This window comes from Variovorax sp. GW821-FHT09D05, from assembly GCF_059416325.1.
The window spans coordinates 210,325-226,244 of the sequence record NZ_JBWKOZ010000009.1 but is presented as its reverse complement, the minus strand read 5'-3'; the positions used below and the strand labels follow the sequence as shown (position 1 = coordinate 226,244).

Annotated in this window: 18 protein-coding genes; 4 read left to right on the top strand and 14 right to left on the bottom strand. The window is 67.2% G+C overall.

From position 1 onward, the window contains the following. Positions 1-34: 34 nt before the first annotated feature. Genes AC07O3_RS24645 through AC07O3_RS24630 form a run of 4 tightly spaced genes read left to right on the top strand, consistent with a single transcriptional unit; the run spans position 35 to position 3,878 of the window. Positions 35-925, top strand: coding sequence for an AAA family ATPase (locus tag AC07O3_RS24645; protein WP_093050042.1), 891 nt, complete (start codon positions 35-37; stop codon positions 923-925). After that, positions 922-2,142: a vWA domain-containing protein gene (locus AC07O3_RS24640; protein WP_495340556.1), complete on the top strand. Its 1,221-nt coding sequence runs from the start codon at positions 922-924 to the stop codon at positions 2,140-2,142. Before AC07O3_RS24645 ends, AC07O3_RS24640 begins: the two co-directional genes overlap by 4 nt. Before the next feature lie 33 nt (positions 2,143-2,175). Further along, the gene (locus AC07O3_RS24635) at positions 2,176-2,841 is read left to right on the top strand and encodes an SRPBCC family protein (RefSeq protein ID WP_307615750.1); all 666 of its coding nucleotides are present in this window, start codon (positions 2,176-2,178) and stop codon (positions 2,839-2,841) included. Positions 2,842-2,855: 14 nt separating this feature from the next. Next, a complete protein-coding gene (locus AC07O3_RS24630) occupies positions 2,856-3,878 on the top strand; it encodes an XdhC family protein (RefSeq protein ID WP_440533787.1) in 1,023 nt (340 codons plus the stop codon). 56 nt (positions 3,879-3,934) lie between these two features. Here AC07O3_RS24630 and mnhG read toward each other — a convergent pair whose 3' ends face one another. The 14 genes from mnhG to AC07O3_RS24560 form a co-directional block, all read right to left on the bottom strand. Further along, positions 3,935-4,291 carry a monovalent cation/H(+) antiporter subunit G gene (gene mnhG, locus AC07O3_RS24625; RefSeq protein ID WP_093050066.1) on the bottom strand — a complete coding sequence of 119 codons (357 nt, stop codon included), beginning with the start codon at positions 4,289-4,291 and terminating at the stop codon, positions 3,935-3,937. Next, positions 4,288-4,566 carry a K+/H+ antiporter subunit F gene (locus tag AC07O3_RS24620; protein WP_093050069.1) on the bottom strand — a complete coding sequence of 93 codons (279 nt, stop codon included), beginning with the start codon at positions 4,564-4,566 and terminating at the stop codon, positions 4,288-4,290. The genes mnhG and AC07O3_RS24620 overlap by 4 nt, the downstream gene beginning before the upstream one ends. Next, positions 4,563-5,054, bottom strand: coding sequence for a Na+/H+ antiporter subunit E (locus AC07O3_RS24615; RefSeq protein ID WP_093075295.1), 492 nt, complete (start codon positions 5,052-5,054; stop codon positions 4,563-4,565). The genes AC07O3_RS24620 and AC07O3_RS24615 overlap by 4 nt, the downstream gene beginning before the upstream one ends. Next, complete coding sequence (locus AC07O3_RS24610; RefSeq protein ID WP_495340630.1) at positions 5,051-6,718, bottom strand: monovalent cation/H+ antiporter subunit D; 1,668 nt, start codon at positions 6,716-6,718, stop codon at positions 5,051-5,053. Before AC07O3_RS24610 ends, AC07O3_RS24615 begins: the two co-directional genes overlap by 4 nt. A gap of 41 nt (positions 6,719-6,759) precedes the next feature. Further along, a complete protein-coding gene (locus AC07O3_RS24605) occupies positions 6,760-7,110 on the bottom strand; it encodes a Na+/H+ antiporter subunit C (RefSeq protein ID WP_093050075.1) in 351 nt (116 codons plus the stop codon). Continuing rightward, positions 7,110-10,058, bottom strand: a complete 2,949-nt coding sequence (locus AC07O3_RS24600) for a monovalent cation/H+ antiporter subunit A (protein WP_495340555.1) — start codon at positions 10,056-10,058, stop codon at positions 7,110-7,112. Before AC07O3_RS24600 ends, AC07O3_RS24605 begins: the two co-directional genes overlap by 1 nt. 76 nt (positions 10,059-10,134) lie before the next feature. Continuing rightward, positions 10,135-10,512 (bottom strand): fluoride efflux transporter CrcB, encoded by a 378-nt coding sequence (gene crcB, locus AC07O3_RS24595; protein WP_093075291.1) that lies wholly within the window; start codon positions 10,510-10,512, stop codon positions 10,135-10,137. 41 nt (positions 10,513-10,553) lie between these two features. After that, the gene (locus AC07O3_RS24590) at positions 10,554-11,867 is read right to left on the bottom strand and encodes a TRAP transporter large permease (RefSeq protein WP_495340554.1); all 1,314 of its coding nucleotides are present in this window, start codon (positions 11,865-11,867) and stop codon (positions 10,554-10,556) included. Between the two features lie 5 nt (positions 11,868-11,872). Continuing rightward, positions 11,873-12,406 carry a TRAP transporter small permease gene (locus tag AC07O3_RS24585; protein WP_093075288.1) on the bottom strand — a complete coding sequence of 178 codons (534 nt, stop codon included), beginning with the start codon at positions 12,404-12,406 and terminating at the stop codon, positions 11,873-11,875. 3 nt (positions 12,407-12,409) lie between these two features. Beyond that, positions 12,410-13,378 (bottom strand): TRAP transporter substrate-binding protein, encoded by a 969-nt coding sequence (locus AC07O3_RS24580; protein WP_097199688.1) that lies wholly within the window; start codon positions 13,376-13,378, stop codon positions 12,410-12,412. A gap of 143 nt (positions 13,379-13,521) precedes the next feature. Next, positions 13,522-13,842, bottom strand: coding sequence for a ComEA family DNA-binding protein (locus tag AC07O3_RS24575; RefSeq protein WP_093171943.1), 321 nt, complete (start codon positions 13,840-13,842; stop codon positions 13,522-13,524). Between the two features lie 137 nt (positions 13,843-13,979). Further along, positions 13,980-15,149, bottom strand: coding sequence for a lipopolysaccharide assembly protein LapB (gene lapB, locus AC07O3_RS24570; RefSeq protein WP_093050096.1), 1,170 nt, complete (start codon positions 15,147-15,149; stop codon positions 13,980-13,982). Then, a complete protein-coding gene (locus AC07O3_RS24565) occupies positions 15,139-15,474 on the bottom strand; it encodes a LapA family protein (protein ID WP_093050099.1) in 336 nt (111 codons plus the stop codon). The genes lapB and AC07O3_RS24565 overlap by 11 nt, the downstream gene beginning before the upstream one ends. A gap of 46 nt (positions 15,475-15,520) precedes the next feature. Beyond that, positions 15,521-15,850, bottom strand: coding sequence for an integration host factor subunit beta (locus tag AC07O3_RS24560; protein ID WP_495340553.1), 330 nt, complete (start codon positions 15,848-15,850; stop codon positions 15,521-15,523). Between the last annotated feature and the right edge of the window lie 70 nt (positions 15,851-15,920).

Here is a 15,920-nt window from a genome sequence, read left to right as displayed (position 1 = left end):
CGCGATACCCTCGCGTCTTCCGCTACGCTTCGCCATGATCTTTCCGACCATCGATTCCCTCTCCGAAGCTTTGGTGCAGGCCGGCTACTTCGCCGACCGGCGGCTGGCGACGGCTGTGTTTCTTGCGCTCAAGCTGCAGCGCCCGCTGCTGCTCGAAGGCGAGCCCGGCGTCGGCAAGACCGAGCTGGCGAAAGCACTGTCGACCGCTCTTAACCGCGAGCTGCTGCGCCTGCAATGCTACGACGGTCTCGAGCAGCGCGAAGCCCTCTACGAATGGAACTATGCGGCGCAGCTGCTGCACATGCGCGCGGCCGAAGCCACGGGCGCGGCGCGCGACGTGGAAGCCGAGGTCTACCAGCCGCACTACCTGATCCGCCGCCCGCTGCTGCAGGCGCTGCAGACGCCGCTGCCCGGCGCCGTGCTGCTGATCGACGAGGTGGACCGCGCCGACGAGCCCTTCGAGGCCTTCCTGCTCGAATACCTGGGCGAGTACCAGGTGAGCATTCCCGAGCTGGGTACGGTACGCGCCGTGGTGCCGCCCGTCACCATCCTCACGAGCAACCGCACGCGCGAGCTCAACGATGCGGTCAAGCGCCGCTGTCTCTATCACTGGCTCGACTATCCCGAGCGAGAGCGCGAACTGGCCATCGTGCGCGCACAGGTGCCGCAGGCCGGCGAGAAGCTGTCGGCGCAGGTGTCGGCATTCGTCGCGCGGCTGCGCGAGGCGCCTTTCGTCAACGCCTTCCAGCGCGCGCCCGGCATCGCCGAGAGCGTCGAATGGGCGAGGGCGCTGATTGCGCTCGACACCGTCGAGCTCGACCCCGAGGTGGTGGTCGACACCGCCGGCATCCTGTTCAAGCAGCGCGACGACGTGGCCGCGCTGACGCGGGAGCTGGCGTCGGACCTGCTCAAGCCCGAGGCATGACGACCACCGGTATCCAGCAACTCGGCGACGTTCGCAGCGGCAAGCTCGCCGGCAACATCACCGCCTTCGGCCGTGCGCTGCGCCGTGCCGGCGTGCGCACCGACGCCATGCGCATCGCGCTGGCTGCCGAAGCGGCCACGCTGGTAGGCGTGGAAGACAGGCTCGACCTGAGCGCCGCGATGGAAGCCGTGATGGTGAGCCGCGAGCAGGACCGCATGGTGTTCCGCGAACTCTTCGACGCCTGGTTCCGCGATCCGGAGCTGGCCAACAAGCTGCTCGCGCAGATGCTGCCGAGCGCCGAAGGCAAGGCGGAGCCATCGAAGCGCCGGCCGCGCGTGCGCGAGGCGCTCACCGCGCCGCGCAACCTTGCCAAGCCGGCCGAGCTGGCCAAGCCCGACCGCGAGATCGAGTTCGACGCCGCCATGACATCGAGCGACCGCCAGCGCCTGCAGCATGCGGACTTCAACGCGCTCGGCGCTTCCGAATACCGCCTGGTCGAACGGCTGGCGCGCGACATCAGGCTGCCGATTCCCGAGCTGCCGTCGCGTCGCCTGCGCGTGGCTGGCGACGCGGACCGGCAGCACGCGCGCATGCACTGGCCGGGCGTGCTGCACGAGGCGGCGCGCACGGGCGGCGAGATCCTGCGGCTGCCCAAACTGGCCCGGCGCCGGCAGCCCTTGCCGCTGCTGGTGCTGGTCGATGTGTCGGGCTCGATGGAGCGCTATGCGCGCTTGCTGCTGGCTTTCCTGCATGCAGCCACCCGCCGGGCTGGCCGGCGCGACGTGTTTGCCTTCGGCACCCGCCTGACCGACCTGACCCCCGCCTTCCGGCTCGCCGACACCGACGCCATGCTCGGCGCCGCCAGCCTGGCCATCGACGACTTCGCGGGCGGCACGCGGCTCGGCAGCTCTTTGACCGAATTGCGTCGAGCCCACACTCGCCGCCTGACCGGCCGCCGCACCCTGGTGCTGGTGATCAGCGATGGCTTGGACACCGGCGAGCCGTCGCTGCTGGAGCAGGAGCTGCTGTGGCTCAAGCGCCATTCGCGCCGCCTGCTGTGGCTCAACCCCTTGCTGCGCTTCGAGGGCTACGCCCCTCTGGCGCGTGGGGCCAGTGTTCTGCACCGGCAAGCAGACGCGATGCTGGCGGTTCACAATCTCAGCGCGCTCGAACAGTTCGCAGCGAGCCTGGCCGCCCTGATGCGGTCCGGCCGCTAGCGTTGCCCGGGAAGGAAGACAAAGGAACCCACCATGGAAATGCTCGGAAACCGCCGCCTCGGCATCACCCAACAACAGGCCTGGGAAGCGCTCAACGACCCCGAGACGCTGAAGAAGTGCATTCCCGGTTGCGACAAGTTCGAGCTCACGGGTGACAACCAGTACAGCGTCGCGCTCGCCGTCAAGATCGGCCCGGTGTCGGCCAAGTTCAACGGCAAGGTGATGCTGTCGGACATCGTGGCGCCCGATGGCTACAAGCTGAGCTTCGAAGGGCAGGGCGGCGTGGCAGGGTTCGCCAAGGGCTCGTCGAGTGTCTCGCTCAAGCCGGTGACGGCCGAAGCTGCACCGGCCGAGGCTGCCGTCGCGCATGAAGCCGAGGCCGCATCGCCTCCTGCCGTTCCCGGCTGCGAGCTCGACTACACCGTGCAGGCCCAGGTCGGCGGCAAGATCGCCCAGCTCGGCCAGCGTCTGATCGACGGCGCCGCCAAGTCGACTGCTGACGATTTCTTCAAGCGCTTCGAGGCCGAGATGCAGAGCCGCTACGGCCCGCCGCCCGCGCCCGTCGTGGAAGCCACCGCCGACGCGCCTGCAGAGAAGGCCGGCATGATGTCCGGCCTCATGAAGAAGATCGGCCTCGGCAAGAAGGACGACAACAGCGACAACAAGGACGCGCCCGCACCGGGCGACGCCAGCAGCTAGGAATCGGCCGCGCCATGGAAAACCTCGACGTCATGGTGCTGCGCACGCTGCGTGATTGGCGGCGTGCCGGCAAGCGCGCGCTGCTGACGACAGTCGTGCGCACCTGGGGCTCGTCGCCCCGGCCCGTGGGTTCGATCATGGCCCTGGCCGAAGACGGCGCGGTGGTCGGCTCGGTCTCGGGCGGCTGCATCGAGGACGACCTGATCGCGCGCTACAGCCACGCGCATGGCAAGGGCGAAGACGTGCCGCTGGGTGCGCCACCCGCGCTCGTGAAGTACGGCATTACCGCCGACGAGGCGCATCGTTTCGGACTGCCCTGCGGCGGCACGCTGGAGCTGCTGCTCGAATACGCGCCCGATGCCAGCTCGCTCGACCTGCTGGTCGAGCAGCTGGAACAAGGCAAGCTCATGCAGCGCACGGTGACGCTCGCCACCGGCGCGGTGCGGCTCGCCGAGGCGAAAGCCCCCGACGAGCTCACCGTGAACGACACCGAGCTCACCAACACCTTCGGCCCCGAGTACCGCATGCTGCTGATCGGCGCCGGCCAGCTGGCCGAGTACCTCGCGACGATGGCCAAGTTCAGCGGCTTTGCCGTGACGCTGTGCGACCCGCGCGCCGAGTACCGCACCGCGTGGTCGCTGCCCGGCGTGCACATCACGACCGAGATGCCCGACGACGCGGTGTTGGCCTTCAAGCCCGACCGCCGCAGCTGCGTGGTCGCGCTCACGCACGATCCCAAGCTCGACGACCTCGCGCTGCTCGAAGCACTGCAGAGCGAAGCCTTCTACGTCGGCGCCATCGGCTCGCGTCGCAATGCCGACGCGCGGCGCGACCGCATGATCGAGCACTTCGACCAGACCGAAGAATCGCTCGCGCGTCTGCGCGGGCCCATCGGCATCTACATCGGCAGCAAGACACCGCCGGAGATCGCGGTCAGCGTGATGGCCGAGATACTGGCTGTGAAGAATGCGGTGACGTTGCCGCGTGAGGTCGAGGTGGCGCGGGCCAAGGAGATGCAGCAGTTGCTGCCCAGTTGATCTGCTTTTTTCGGGGTGCGTGCGAATGGCACAGGGTGCTCCCTTCCGCCAGTGAATCAGCCCGACTTCGCCTCGGGCGGCACGTCGCCACCCTTTTGCCGCTCGCGGAACAGCGCCGCACGCATAAGAAAAATGGTGGTGATAGGCGCCGTGAGCGCAATGAACAGCACGATCAGCACCGCATGCAGGAACAGGCTGAAGCCCTGCACCGAAAAATAGACGATGGTGGCGACCGTCATGCACCACACGCCCACCGTTGCGCCCAGCGTGGGCGCATGGATGCGGCGGAAGAAGGTGGGCAGCCGAACCAGGCCGAAAGAACCTATGGCCGCGAAGGCCGCGCCCAGTACCGCGAACACGGCGGTGATGATCTCGGCCCACAGCGGCAGCGGGCCCACGATGAAGTCCGTCATTCGATCACCTCCCCGCGCAGCAGGAACTTGGCCATGGCCGTGGAGCCGACGAAGCCGAACAGCGCGATCAGCAGCGCCGCCTCGAAGTAGACGTTGCTCGCGTAGATGATGCCGAGCACCAGCATCATCAGCATGCCGTTGATGTAGAGGCAGTCGAGCGCCATCACGCGGTCTTGTGCGCTCGGGCCGATCAGCAACCGCGAGAGCGCACACAGCATGGCCACGGCCAGCAAAAACAGCGCGAACTTCAGGGCCCAGAAGAGGATGGGTGTCATGACTCGAAGATCTCCATCAGGGGGCGCTCGTAGCGCTGCTTGATCAGTGCGACGAAGGCGGCCTCGTCGTCCACGTCGAACACGTGAATCAGCAGCGTGCTGCGGTCGAACGACACTTCGCCCCAGGCGGTGCCGGGCGTGAGGCACATCACCATGGCCAGCACTGCGAGCCCGTTGGGGTCGCGCATGTCGAGCGGAATCTGCACGAACTTCGAGGCGATGCGCGAGGTGCGCCGCGTGAGCAGCAGCCGGGCCACGTCGTACGCCGACTTCAGCATGTCGAAGGTCACGACGAAGGACAGCCGCAGCGCGACGCCAGGCCTGCGCATGCGCACCGCCGCCGGGCGCAGGCCCTCGGTGAGCAGCGGCACCGCGATGGCGAGGATCAGGGCCGCCAGCAGCGTGGCGGCGTCGAGCGACTGGTTGAGCAGCAGCCAGACGATGAACAGCGCGAACGACAGCGACGGAGAAGGAATCAGGCGCTTCATGGGGCCGTGCCTTCCTTTGCTTCTTCCTTTTTCGCCGGATTCGGTATCTGCCGCGCGCCCAGCACCGCGTTGCGATAGGGCGTGGGTGTCTTCAGTCCTTCAGCGGTGGCCCTGGCGTGCTGCATGACAGGCCCGGCCCACACAGTCAGCGCCACGCTGGCCGCGAGCAGTCCGGCCACCGGCAGCACTTCGAGCGCGGGCAGCGAGGGCATGGTGGGGTGGAGCTGCGTCCAGAAGTGGCGGATGCCGGTGCGGCTCAATGCAATCAGCGAGAGAAAGCCCGAGGCGATCAGCAGCGCAAGAAAGATCCAGCCGGCGGTGCCGATCGCCTTGGCGCCGAGCATGCCCGAGAGCATCGCGAACTTGCCGATGAAGCCCGACAGCGGCGGCAGGCCCGCGAGCAGCAGCGTGCAGCCCATGAAGCTCAGGCCCAGGAAGGCCACGCCGGCGGGAATCGCGCGGCCGTAGAGTGCCTGCGCCTCGTCGTCGAGGTTCACGTCGTTGAGTGCGCGCAGGTCTTCGGCAAGAAAGGGCGCGTTGCCGGCCGCCTCGTGCGGCGCCACGCTCATGCCCGCGTTGCGCCAGCGCTCGATCATGTCGGTCAGCAGGAAGAAGGCGCTGACCGCGAGCGTGGAACTCAGCAGGTAGTACAGCGCGCCGGCCCACACGGCCGGCTGGCCGAGCCCGACCGCCGCGAGCAGGGTGCCCGCAGACACCAGCACGCTGAAGCCCGCGAGGTTCGATAACCGCTGCGTGCCGACGATGCCGAGCGCACCGACGAAGAGCGTGGCAAGGCCCACGCCAACCAGCGCCGCTTGCCCGAAGGCGGCCGAGTCGCCGGTGTCGGGCGCGAACAGCACCGTCCACAGCCGCAGGATCGTGTAGACGCCGAGCTTGGTCAGCAGCGCAAACACCGCGCCAACGGGCGACACCGATGCGCTGTAGGCCGGCACCAGCCAGAAGTTGAGCGGCCACGCGCCGGCCTTGGCGAAGAAGGCGGTCGCGAGGATGGCGGCCGCCGCATGCACCAGGCCGCGGTCGCCCGGCGCGAGTTCGGCGATGCGCACGCCGAGATCGGCCATGTTGAGCGTGCCGGTCACGCCGTAGAGGATGGCCGCGCCGATCAGGAACAGCGACGACGCAGCGAGGTTGATCGCGATGTAGTGCAGCCCCGCCTGCACGCGCAGCCGGCCCGAGCCGTGCAGCAGCAGGCCGTAGGAGGCCGCGAGCATCACCTCGAAGAAGACGAACAGGTTGAACAGGTCGCCCGTGAGGAAGGCGCCGTTCAGGCCCATGAGCTGCAGTTGCAGCAGCGGATGGAAATGCACGCCCGCGCGGTCCCAGCGCGAGGTGGAATAGATCGACGCGGCAAAGGCGATCACGCCCGTGAGCGCGACCATCATGGTCGAGAGCCGGTCGGCCACCAGCACGATGCCGAAGGGTGCACGCCAGTTGCCCGGCAGGTAGACGCCGATGGAGCCGGGGCCGCCGCCGGTGTCGGCAGCGTTCACCCAGCGCAGCAGCGCGAGCGCGGCAAGCAGGCCGACGAGGCCTGAGACCACGCTCAGGGCCGACTTGGTGCGCCGCCGGTTCTCGCCCAGCAGCAGCATGAGCGCGGCCGTGAGCATGGGCACGAGGATCGGCACCGCCACCAGGTGCGGCATGCTGAACTCGAGCAGTTCGTCGAGCAGGTGGAAGATCTCTTTCACTCTGCCTCCTGCCGCTCTTCACCGTCCACGTGGTCGGTGCCGGTGAGGCCGCGCGAGGCGAGCATCACAACGAGGAACAGCGCCGTCATCGCAAAGCCGATCACGATGGCAGTCAGCACGAGGGCTTGAGGCATCGGGTCGGCCGTATTGGCCAGCGTGGAGGTGAGGCCTTTGATGAGCACCGGCTCGCTGTCGACCTTGAGCCGGCCCATGCTGAAGATGAAGAGGTTGACCGCGTAAGAGATCAGCGTCAGGCCCATGATGACCTGGAAGGTGCGAGGGCGCAGCAGCATGTACACGCCGGAGCCGGTGAGCACGCCGATGGCGAGTGCGAGCACGATTTCCATCAGCTGGCTCCCCCTGCGGCGACGGCAGCCGCGGCGGCTTCGGCTTCTTTTTCGGCCTGCTCGTCGGCCCAGCGGTGGCTTCGTATCGACTGGTGGGCCAGCGCGGTGAGGATCAGCATGGTGGCGCCGAGCACCAGCGCGAACACGCCGATGTCGAAGAAGAGGGCGCTGGGCACGTGCACCTCGCCCAGCAGCGGCAGATGCAGGTGTGCGGTGTGCGTGGTCAGGAAGGGATAGCCGAAGAACACCGCGCCGCCGCCGGTGGCCAGCGCCAGCAGCAGGCCGATGGCGATCCAGCGGCGCGGGTAGATGCGCAGATGCTCTTCCACCCATTCGGTGCCCGAGACGATGAACTGCAGCACCAGCGCGACCGACATCACCAGCCCCGCGACGAAGCCGCCGCCCGGCGCGTTGTGGCCGCGCATGAAGAAGTAGACCGACACCAGCGCCGCCAGCGGCAGCACCAGCCGCACCAGCACGGCCGGCACCATGAGGTAGCCCACAGCGGTGTCCTTGGCGCGGCGCGGGTTCAGCAGGTCGCTGCTGCCGTCGTCGACCTGCAGGCGCTGCTGGACCGGCAGGGCCATCGATTCGATCGCGGGGCGGAAGCGCCGCAGCAGCGCATACACCGTGAGCGCGACCACGCCGAGCACGGTGATCTCGCCGAAGGTGTCGAAGCCGCGGAAGTCGACCAGCATCACGTTGACCACGTTGGTGCCGCCACCCTCGGTGAGCGCGTGTTCGAGGAAGAAGGGCGAGATGCTCTGCGGGAAGTTGCGCGTCATCATGGCCCACGCCAGCGCCGCCATGCCGCCGCCGGCGACGGTGGCCACCAGCAGGTCGCGCCCGCGCCGGCCCCACGGTCGCAGCCGCGCGCGTGCAGGTTGAATGACGTCCTTGCTGCGCATCGGCAGCCAGCGCAGGCCGAGCAGGATCAGCACCGTGGTCACGGCCTCGACCACCAGCTGGGTCAACGCGAGGTCGGGTGCCGAGAACCAGATGTAGGTCACGCAAGAGACCAGCCCGGCGCCCGAGGCCAGCATCAGCGCCGCCAGCCGGTGGAACTTGGCCTGCCATGCGGCGGCCAGCGCGCAGGTGCCGCCGATGATCCAGGTCATGGCGAACATCGGTGAGAAGGGCAGCAGTTCGCGCGTGCCGGGTGCGGCGGGCGTGGCCCACAGGGAAGCCGCGGCGCCCGCCACGGCCGCGACTACCAGCAGCAGCAACTGCCACTGCAGCCGGCGCGTGCCGAACAGGCGACGGCTACGCCGGCCCGCTTCGCTGAGCAGCGCGAGCAGGTGCTCGAAGATGACCTGGCCGTCGAAGCGATGCAGCAGCGGCGTGTGCTCGAGGCCGCCGCTCGCGCGACGACGGCGCTGCAGCAGGTACAGCGCGGCGCCGCCCACCAGCGCGACGAAGCTCATCAGCAGCGGCAGGTTGAAGCCATGCCACACCGCCAGGCTGTACTCGGGCAGCGCGCCGCCGACGACCGGCGTGGCGGCCGCCGCCAGCATCGGGCCGACCGACCACGCCGGCATTACGCCCACCACCAGGCACAGAAGCACCAGCAGTTCGACCGGCACGCGCATCCAGTGCGGCGGCTCGTGCGGGTGCTTGGGCACCTCGTCGCCGCAGGGCGGGCCGAAGAACACGTCGAACACGAAGCGCGCCGAATACGCCACGCTGAAGATACCCGCGATGGTGGCGATGACCGGCAGGCTGAAGTCGACCCACGGCGTCGACTGGATGAACACCGTCTCGGCGAAGAACATTTCCTTCGAGAGAAAGCCGTTGAGCAGCGGCACGCCGGCCATCGAGGCGCTGGCGATGATGGCCAGCGTGCCCGTGATGGGCATGAGCCGCATCAGCCCGCTGAGCTTGCGGATGTCGCGCGTGCCGGTCTCGTGGTCGATGATGCCGGCCGCCATGAAGAGCGACGCCTTGAAGGTCGCGTGGTTCATCACATGGAACACCGCCGCCACGGCCGCGAGCGGGCTGTTCAGGCCCAGCAGCAGCGTGATGAGCCCGAGGTGCGAGATGGTCGAGTAGGCCAGCAGCGCCTTCAGGTCGCGCTGGAACATGGCGATGAAGCCGCCGAGCAGCAGCGTGACGGCGCCCGCGCCGCCCACCATCCAGAACCACTGCTCGGTGCCCGAGAGCACGGGCCACAGCCGCGCCATCAGGAACACGCCGAGCTTCACCATCGTGGCCGAGTGCAGGTAGGCCGACACCGGCGTGGGCGCGGCCATGGCGCGCGGCAGCCAGAAGTGGAACGGGAACTGCGCGCTCTTGGTGAAGGCGCCGAGCAGCACCAGCACCAGTGCAATCGGGTACAGCGCGTGCGCTCTGATGAGGTCGCCCGAGGCCAGCACCACGTCGAGCTCGTAGCTGCCGACGATGCGGCCGAGCACCAGCACGCCGGCCAGCAGGCACAGCCCGCCAGCGCCGGTGACGGTGAGCGCCATGCGCGCACCGCGCCGCGCGTCGCGGCGGTGGTGCCAGTAGCCGATGAGCAGGAAGGAGAAGAGGCTGGTGAGCTCCCAGAACAGCACCATCTGAATGAGGTTGCCCGAGAGCACCACGCCCATCATCGCGCCCATGAACGCGAGGAAGAACGAGAAGAAGCGCGGCACCGGATCGGAGGCCGACATGTAGTAGCGCGCATAGAGCACCACCAGCGCGCCAATGCCCAGCACCAGCATGCAGAACAGCCATGCGAAGCCATCCAGGCGGAACACGAGGTTCAGGCCAAGGGCCGGCAGCCATTCGATTTCTTGCCGCAGCACGTTGCCGTGCGCGATCTGCGGGAAGAACCATGTGACCTGGATGGCGCAGCCCAGCGCGACCAGCCCCGCCAGCGTCGACTCCCTGTTGCGTGCGTTGGAAGGCATCAACGCGGCCAGCACGCTGGCAATGAAGGGGAGGGCGATGAGAAAGACCAGGGGCATTGTGGGCAATTCTATCGACCGACCCTATGGAAGGCCCTATCTATAACCGCAAGACATAAGGCAGTTTTCGCTCGATTCAGGAGGAGAAAGCCTGCACCGTGCGCAACCCGAGCCAGGTCATGCACAGCGAGCCGCCAAGGTGCAACGCGATCGTGCCCATCGCGAGGCCGAGCCTGCCGCCCATGAGCATGCCGACCACTTCCGCGGAGAAGCTGGAGAAGGTGGTGAGGGTGCCGAGGAAGCCGGTGATGACCATGAGCCGCCACGCGGGGTTGATGTCCGGCAGGCCGCTGAACACACCGATGGCCACGCCGATCAGGTAGCCGCCGATGAGGTTCACCGCCAGCGTGCCCCAGGGCAGGATGCCGCCGGGGTTGAGCCACAGGGCGAAGCCCCAGCGCATGAGGGCGCCGACACACGCGGCGAGGCAGATGACGAGGACGTTCAGCAGCATGCCGGCGATTATCCGCAAGCTGCCGGACGGCCTTTCTCTTTCTACTTCTCCTTGCCCATCACCACATCGGGCAGGATCGTCACGATGCTCGGGAACAGCGTGATCAGCACGATGCACAGCACCAGGCAGAAGAAGAACGGAATGGCAGCCCTGGCGATCACGTTGCTGTCCTTGCCGGTCATGTTCTGCAGCACGAAGAGGTTGAAGCCCACCGGCGGCGTGACCTCGGCGATCTCGACCAGCAGCACGATGAAGATGCCGAACCAGATCAGGTCGAAGCCGGCCTTCTGGATCATCGGCAGCACCACCGCGCTGGTCAGCACGATCATCGAGATGCCGTCGAGCGCCGTGCCCAGCACCAGGTACACGACGACCAGCGCGCCGATCAGCGCATAGGGCGACAGGTGCATGCTGTCGACCCACTCGGCCAGCTCGCGCGGAATGCCGGTGAAGGCCATGGTCTTGGTGAGGAAGGCGGCACCAGCCAGGATGAACATGATCATGCAGCTGGTGCGGGTGGCGCCCATGATGCCGTCCTTGAAGTTCTTCCAGGTCAGGCTGCGGCCCCAGGCCGCGATGGCCAGCGAGCCCAGCACGCCGAAGGCCGCGCACTCGGTGGCCGTGGCCCAGCCCGCCACCAGCACCCAGACGATGAAGACGATCAGCAGCGCGCAGGGAATCAGGTTGCCCGAGAGCCGGATCTTCTCCATGAAGGTGGTCGGCGGATCGGCCGGCGGCACCTGGTCGGGATTGCGCAGGCTCCACCAGCCGATGTAGCCCGAGAACAGCAGCATCAGCAGAAAGCCCGGAAGAAAGCCTGCCAGGAAGATGCGGATGATCGACGCGTCGGCGGCCACGGCGTACACCACCATCGTGATCGACGGCGGAATCAGGATGCCCAGCGTGCCCGCGGTGGCGAGCGAACCGATGGCCAGCTTCTCGTTGTAGCCGCGGCGCTTGAGCTCGGGCAGCGCCACCTTGGCGATGGTCGCGCAGGTGGCCGCCGACGAGCCCGAGACCGATCCGAATACGCCGCAGCCGAGGATGGTGGTGTGCATCAACCGGCCGGGCACGCGGTTGAGCCAGGGGCGCAGGCCCTCGAACATCTCCTCGCTCAGCTTGGTTCTGAAAAGAATCTCGCCCATCCAGATGAACAGCGGCAGCGCCGCGAGCTCCCAGCTGGCGTTGCTTTCCCAGAAGGCCGAGAACAGGTTCTTGCCCGGCAGCGTGTTGGTGAAGAAGGCCTGGCCGACCCAGCCGACGATGGCCAGCGTCATCGCGATCCAGACGCCGCCCGCGAGCAGGAGCAGCATGATGGCGAGCAGCAGCGCGCCCATGAGCAGGGTTTCAAGCATGGGCGTCAGACGTCGGAGGAGAAATCGCCGGCAGCATGCCGCTCTTCGATGGCGCGCTGGTAGCTGGGCTTCTCGCCGCGCACCACGCCCACCAGCTCGTCGACCATGGCAATCAGCAGCAGCCAGCAGCCGATGACGAAGGTCGATTGCGGAATCCAGATCGGAATGACGACGAGGCCGGTCGCCATCTCGGCGAACTCGTAGCTCTCATAAGTGAAGCTGGTGGCCCAGTAGGTCAGGTAGGCCACCGACACCGACGCGATCAGCAGGCATGTCACGTCGAGGATGCGCCGCACTTTCGGCGGCACGGCTTCGAGCAGCAGCGTCACGCGCACGAAATCGCCGTGACGGAATGCATGCGCCATCGCGAAGAACGCGGCGGCGGCGCACAGCCAGGCCACCACGTCGTTGAGCCCGCTCACGTGCCAGTTCATCTGCCGGCCCACGCCGGCCAGGATCATCAGCACGAAGATCAGGAACACGCAGAACGCGCCGAGCGCGCCTGCACCGTCGTACAGGCGGTCGAGGAACCGGCGCATTGCTTACTTCTTCTTGTAGGTGTCGACGATGGCGGCGCCGTCGGCACCAGCTGCCTTGAGCCAGTCGGTCTGCATGATGCCGCCGACCTGGCGCATGTCGGCGTCGAGCTTGGGCGAGGGCTTGTGCACCTTCATGCCGCGCTCGGCGAGCAGGCGCTTGTATTCGTCGTTCTTCTCCTGCGCGACCTTCCAGCCGCGCACCTCGGCGTCGGCCGCGGCCTTGGTGACGGCGGCCTTGGTGGTGGCGTCGAGCGCGTCGAAGGCCTTGGCGTTCACGAGGATCGCGTTCTTCGGGATCCAGGCCTGCGTGTCGTAGAAGTTCTTGATGTGCTCGTAGGTCTTGGTGTCGTAGCCGGTGGAGCCCGAGCTCATGTAGCTCTCGATCACGCCCGTAGCCATGGCCGCGCTGAGCTCGGCCTGCTGGATCTGCACGGGCTGCGCGCCGATGAGTTCGGCGATCTTGGCGGTGGCCGGGCTGTAGGCGCGCCACTTGATGCCGCGCAGGTCGGCCACCGAGCCGATTTCCTTCTTTGTGTAGATGCCCTGCGGCGCCCACGGCACCATGAACAGCACCTTGATGCCCTGGGCCGCGAGCAACTTGTCCATGGCGGGCTTCGATGCGTCGTAGAGCTTCCTTGCCTCGGGGTAGGTGGTGGCGAGGAAGGGCACGCCGTCGAGCGCGTAGATCGGGTTCTCGTTCGCGTAGTTGGCCAGCAGGATCTCGCCGGCTTGCGCCTGGCCGCTCTGCACGGCGCGCTTGATCTCGGGTGCCTTGAACAGCGAGGCGTTGGCATGCACCGTGATCTTCACCTTGCCGCCCGTGGCGGCGTCGACGTCCTTCGCGAACTGCGTGATGTTTTCCGTGTGGTAGTTGGTGGCGGGGTAGGCCGTGGGGAGGTCCCACTTGGTCTGCGCGAAGGCTGCGGCGCCGAGGGTGAGGCCCGCGAGGGCAATGCCGAACTTGTGATTCATGTACGCGCTCCGGAATGGATTGAAAGCAAAACGAAAGGAAGCTTACGTGCAAATTCCGGACCACTTCCTGAGGCATTTCCCTGCCATGGCGCGCATGAAAAAGCCGCCCGAAGGCGGCTTTGCATATTTCTACCGGAGCCGAATCAGGGCTTGGCGGCCTTGGGAGCTTTCGCTTCCTTCGATGCGGATGGCGCCGCGCCACCGAAGCTCTTGCCATTGACCGTCAGGCCCTCGGCCGACAGCTTGGCCGCCTTCTTCTCCTTCACGCCCTTGACGCGCTGCATGAGGTCGGGCCAGTCCTTGAACTCGCCTTCCTTGCGTGCTTCGAGAATGCGCTTGGACATCGACGGGCCAACGCCCTTGACGCCGTCGAGGTCGGCCTCGGTGCCTTTGTTGACGTCGACGGCGGCGAACGAAACGGCCGCGAACAGCAAGGCCGTGGTGGCCAGGATCTTCTTGAACATGATGAAAAACTCCCTCTTTTTTGTTGATGAGTGACAGCCGACAGAAGCGTCGGCCCAGGCTCAACGAGGAGGGAAAGAAGGGCGTTGACGCGTAAAAGCCGTGCCGGCTTCTACGTGACCATTGTTCAGAAATGTGATCAGAGCTCTTCGACGCGGCGCGGCGGATAGCTGTCCCAGGCCTGGCAGCCAGGGCAGTGCCAGAAGTACTGGTGCGCCTCGAAACCGCAGGCTGCGCAGCGGTAGCGCATGAGCGGCCGGGTGGCCTGGTCGAGCGCGCGCTGCACCTGCGGATGAAACTGCTGGTGCTCGAAGTGTTCGCCCGCGAGCCAGCGCGAGGCCGCGACCAGCGAGGGCTGCTGTGCAAGATGCGCGATGTAGCCGTCGCGCGGCGTGGGGTTGGGTTCTTCTGCGGTGGCGGTCGGTGTGCCGCCGAGCGCCATCAGCGCCTCGAGCACGTCGATCGACGGCGACTCCACATAGCGGCGTTGAAGCAGTGCGAGCGCTTCGCCTTCGCGGTGCGCGGCCACGGCAGCCTGCTGCAGCGCGGCTGCGTAGAGCGGCAGCGCCAGCGGTGCGGTCTCGCTCAGGGCCACGAGCGTGTCGAAGGCCGCGGCCGCCTCGCCGTTGCGCAACTGCAGGTTGGCTGTGTCGATGGCGGGGCGCGGTGCCTGCGGCGCGAGTTCGACGGCCTGCGCGAGCAGCTTTGCGGCGCCGGGCAGGTCGCCCGCCGCAACGCGTTCGGTCGCCTGCTCGCAGAGGTGATGCGCGCGGCGCGTGCTGTAGCTGGCCTGGTCTGATTCGTCGAGCTTCTGCGCCACATCGGCGGCCTGTGCCCATTCGCGCGAGCGCTCGTAGATGGCCAGCAGCGACAGCCGCGCCTCGTTCTCGTAGCGCGTGCCTTCGAGCTTCTGCAGCGCGGCTTCGGCGCGATCGAGCAGGCCGGCGCGCAGGAAGTCTTGCGCTAGTGCGTGCTGTGCGCGTTCGCGGTCGCTGCGGCTCAGGTCGCCGCGGCCCAGCAGGTGCTCGTGCACGCGCACTGCGCGCTGGTACTCGCCGCGACGGCGGAAGAGATTGCCGAGTGCGAAATGAAGCTCTTGCGTGTCGGGGTCGTTCTGAACGGCTTCGATGAAGGCGTCGATTGCCTGGTCCTGTTGCTCGTTGAGCAGGAAGTTGAGGCCGCGAAAGTAGGCCTTGGGGGCTTGGCGGTTCTCGAGCTTGAGTTGCCGGATGTCGAAGCGCGATGCGAGCCAGCCCAGTACGAAGGCGACGGGCAAGCTGATCAGCAGCCAGCTGGGATCAAAGTCCATGTTGACGTACGGCGGGGAGGTCGGTGGCGGAGATGGTCGGTGCCGCTGCGGGCGCGGTCGTGGCGGTCGATGGCGCGGAAGCCTGGGTTTCGGCAGCGGCAGGCACTTGCGCCGCGGCGGTGCGGTGCTTCCACCAGCCCGGCAGCATGCCCAGCGCACCCACCACGAGCCCGCCGGCAAATGCCGCGAGCACGACGAGCACCAGCGGCGCACGCCAGTAGGTGCCGAAGAAGAAATAGACGGTCGCGTCGTGCTGGTTGTTCAGCGCGAAAGCGAAGAGCGTAAAAAAAATGGCTGCCTTGAGCAGCCACAGGAGGTATTTCATAGCCGTTCCCGTTGCCGGGAGCATTCTACGTTTGCATCCACGTGCGTCAGGTCTTGCGGCCCTTGGCTTCCTTGCCGCCGGCGTCGAGCTCCGCGGTGCGTGCATCGACGGCTTCGCGCAGCGCCTTGCCGGGCTTGAAGTGCGGCACCCGCTTCTCGGGAATCTGCACACTCTCGCCCGAACGCGGGTTGCGGCCGATGCGCGGCGGACGACGGTTGACCGAGAAGCTGCCGAAGCCACGGATCTCGATGCGGTGTCCGCGCACCAGCGCGTCGCTCATGGCATCGAGGATGGTCTTGACGGCGTATTCGGCATCGCGGTGCGTGAGCTGTGCAAAGCGCGCTGCGAGTTCTTCGACGAGGTCTGAGCGGGTCATAGGCCGAACATAAACGAAAAACGTGGACGAAAAAAAAGACAGAGCGGCCCCAGGGCCTGCTCTGTCTTCC

What these genes read in the sequence shown, in the direction of transcription:
- AC07O3_RS24615 (WP_093075295.1), bottom strand. Translation starts at nt 5,054, where the DNA reads ATGAAGCGCCTGATTCCTTCTCCGTCGCTGTCGTTCGCGCTGTTCATC.
- AC07O3_RS24620 (WP_093050069.1), bottom strand. Translation starts at nt 4,566, where the DNA reads ATGACACCCATCCTCTTCTGGGCCCTGAAGTTCGCGCTGTTTTTGCTG.
- AC07O3_RS24565 (WP_093050099.1), bottom strand. Translation starts at nt 15,474, where the DNA reads ATGAAATACCTCCTGTGGCTGCTCAAGGCAGCCATTTTTTTTACGCTC.
- AC07O3_RS24590 (WP_495340554.1), bottom strand. Translation starts at nt 11,867, where the DNA reads ATGCTTGAAACCCTGCTCATGGGCGCGCTGCTGCTCGCCATCATGCTG.
- AC07O3_RS24645 (WP_093050042.1), top strand. Translation starts at nt 35, where the DNA reads ATGATCTTTCCGACCATCGATTCCCTCTCCGAAGCTTTGGTGCAGGCC.
- crcB (WP_093075291.1), bottom strand. Translation starts at nt 10,512, where the DNA reads ATGCTGCTGAACGTCCTCGTCATCTGCCTCGCCGCGTGTGTCGGCGCC.
- AC07O3_RS24600 (WP_495340555.1), bottom strand. Translation starts at nt 10,058, where the DNA reads ATGCCCCTGGTCTTTCTCATCGCCCTCCCCTTCATTGCCAGCGTGCTG.
- lapB (WP_093050096.1), bottom strand. Translation starts at nt 15,149, where the DNA reads ATGGACTTTGATCCCAGCTGGCTGCTGATCAGCTTGCCCGTCGCCTTC.
- AC07O3_RS24635 (WP_307615750.1), top strand. Translation starts at nt 2,176, where the DNA reads ATGGAAATGCTCGGAAACCGCCGCCTCGGCATCACCCAACAACAGGCC.
- mnhG (WP_093050066.1), bottom strand. Translation starts at nt 4,291, where the DNA reads ATGACGGACTTCATCGTGGGCCCGCTGCCGCTGTGGGCCGAGATCATC.
- AC07O3_RS24560 (WP_495340553.1), bottom strand. Translation starts at nt 15,850, where the DNA reads ATGACCCGCTCAGACCTCGTCGAAGAACTCGCAGCGCGCTTTGCACAG.
- AC07O3_RS24580 (WP_097199688.1), bottom strand. Translation starts at nt 13,378, where the DNA reads ATGAATCACAAGTTCGGCATTGCCCTCGCGGGCCTCACCCTCGGCGCC.
- AC07O3_RS24640 (WP_495340556.1), top strand. Translation starts at nt 922, where the DNA reads ATGACGACCACCGGTATCCAGCAACTCGGCGACGTTCGCAGCGGCAAG.
- AC07O3_RS24630 (WP_440533787.1), top strand. Translation starts at nt 2,856, where the DNA reads ATGGAAAACCTCGACGTCATGGTGCTGCGCACGCTGCGTGATTGGCGG.
- AC07O3_RS24575 (WP_093171943.1), bottom strand. Translation starts at nt 13,842, where the DNA reads ATGTTCAAGAAGATCCTGGCCACCACGGCCTTGCTGTTCGCGGCCGTT.
- AC07O3_RS24610 (WP_495340630.1), bottom strand. Translation starts at nt 6,718, where the DNA reads ATGCCGCACCTGGTGGCGGTGCCGATCCTCGTGCCCATGCTCACGGCC.
- AC07O3_RS24585 (WP_093075288.1), bottom strand. Translation starts at nt 12,406, where the DNA reads ATGCGCCGGTTCCTCGACCGCCTGTACGACGGTGCAGGCGCGCTCGGC.
- AC07O3_RS24605 (WP_093050075.1), bottom strand. Translation starts at nt 7,110, where the DNA reads ATGGAAATCGTGCTCGCACTCGCCATCGGCGTGCTCACCGGCTCCGGC.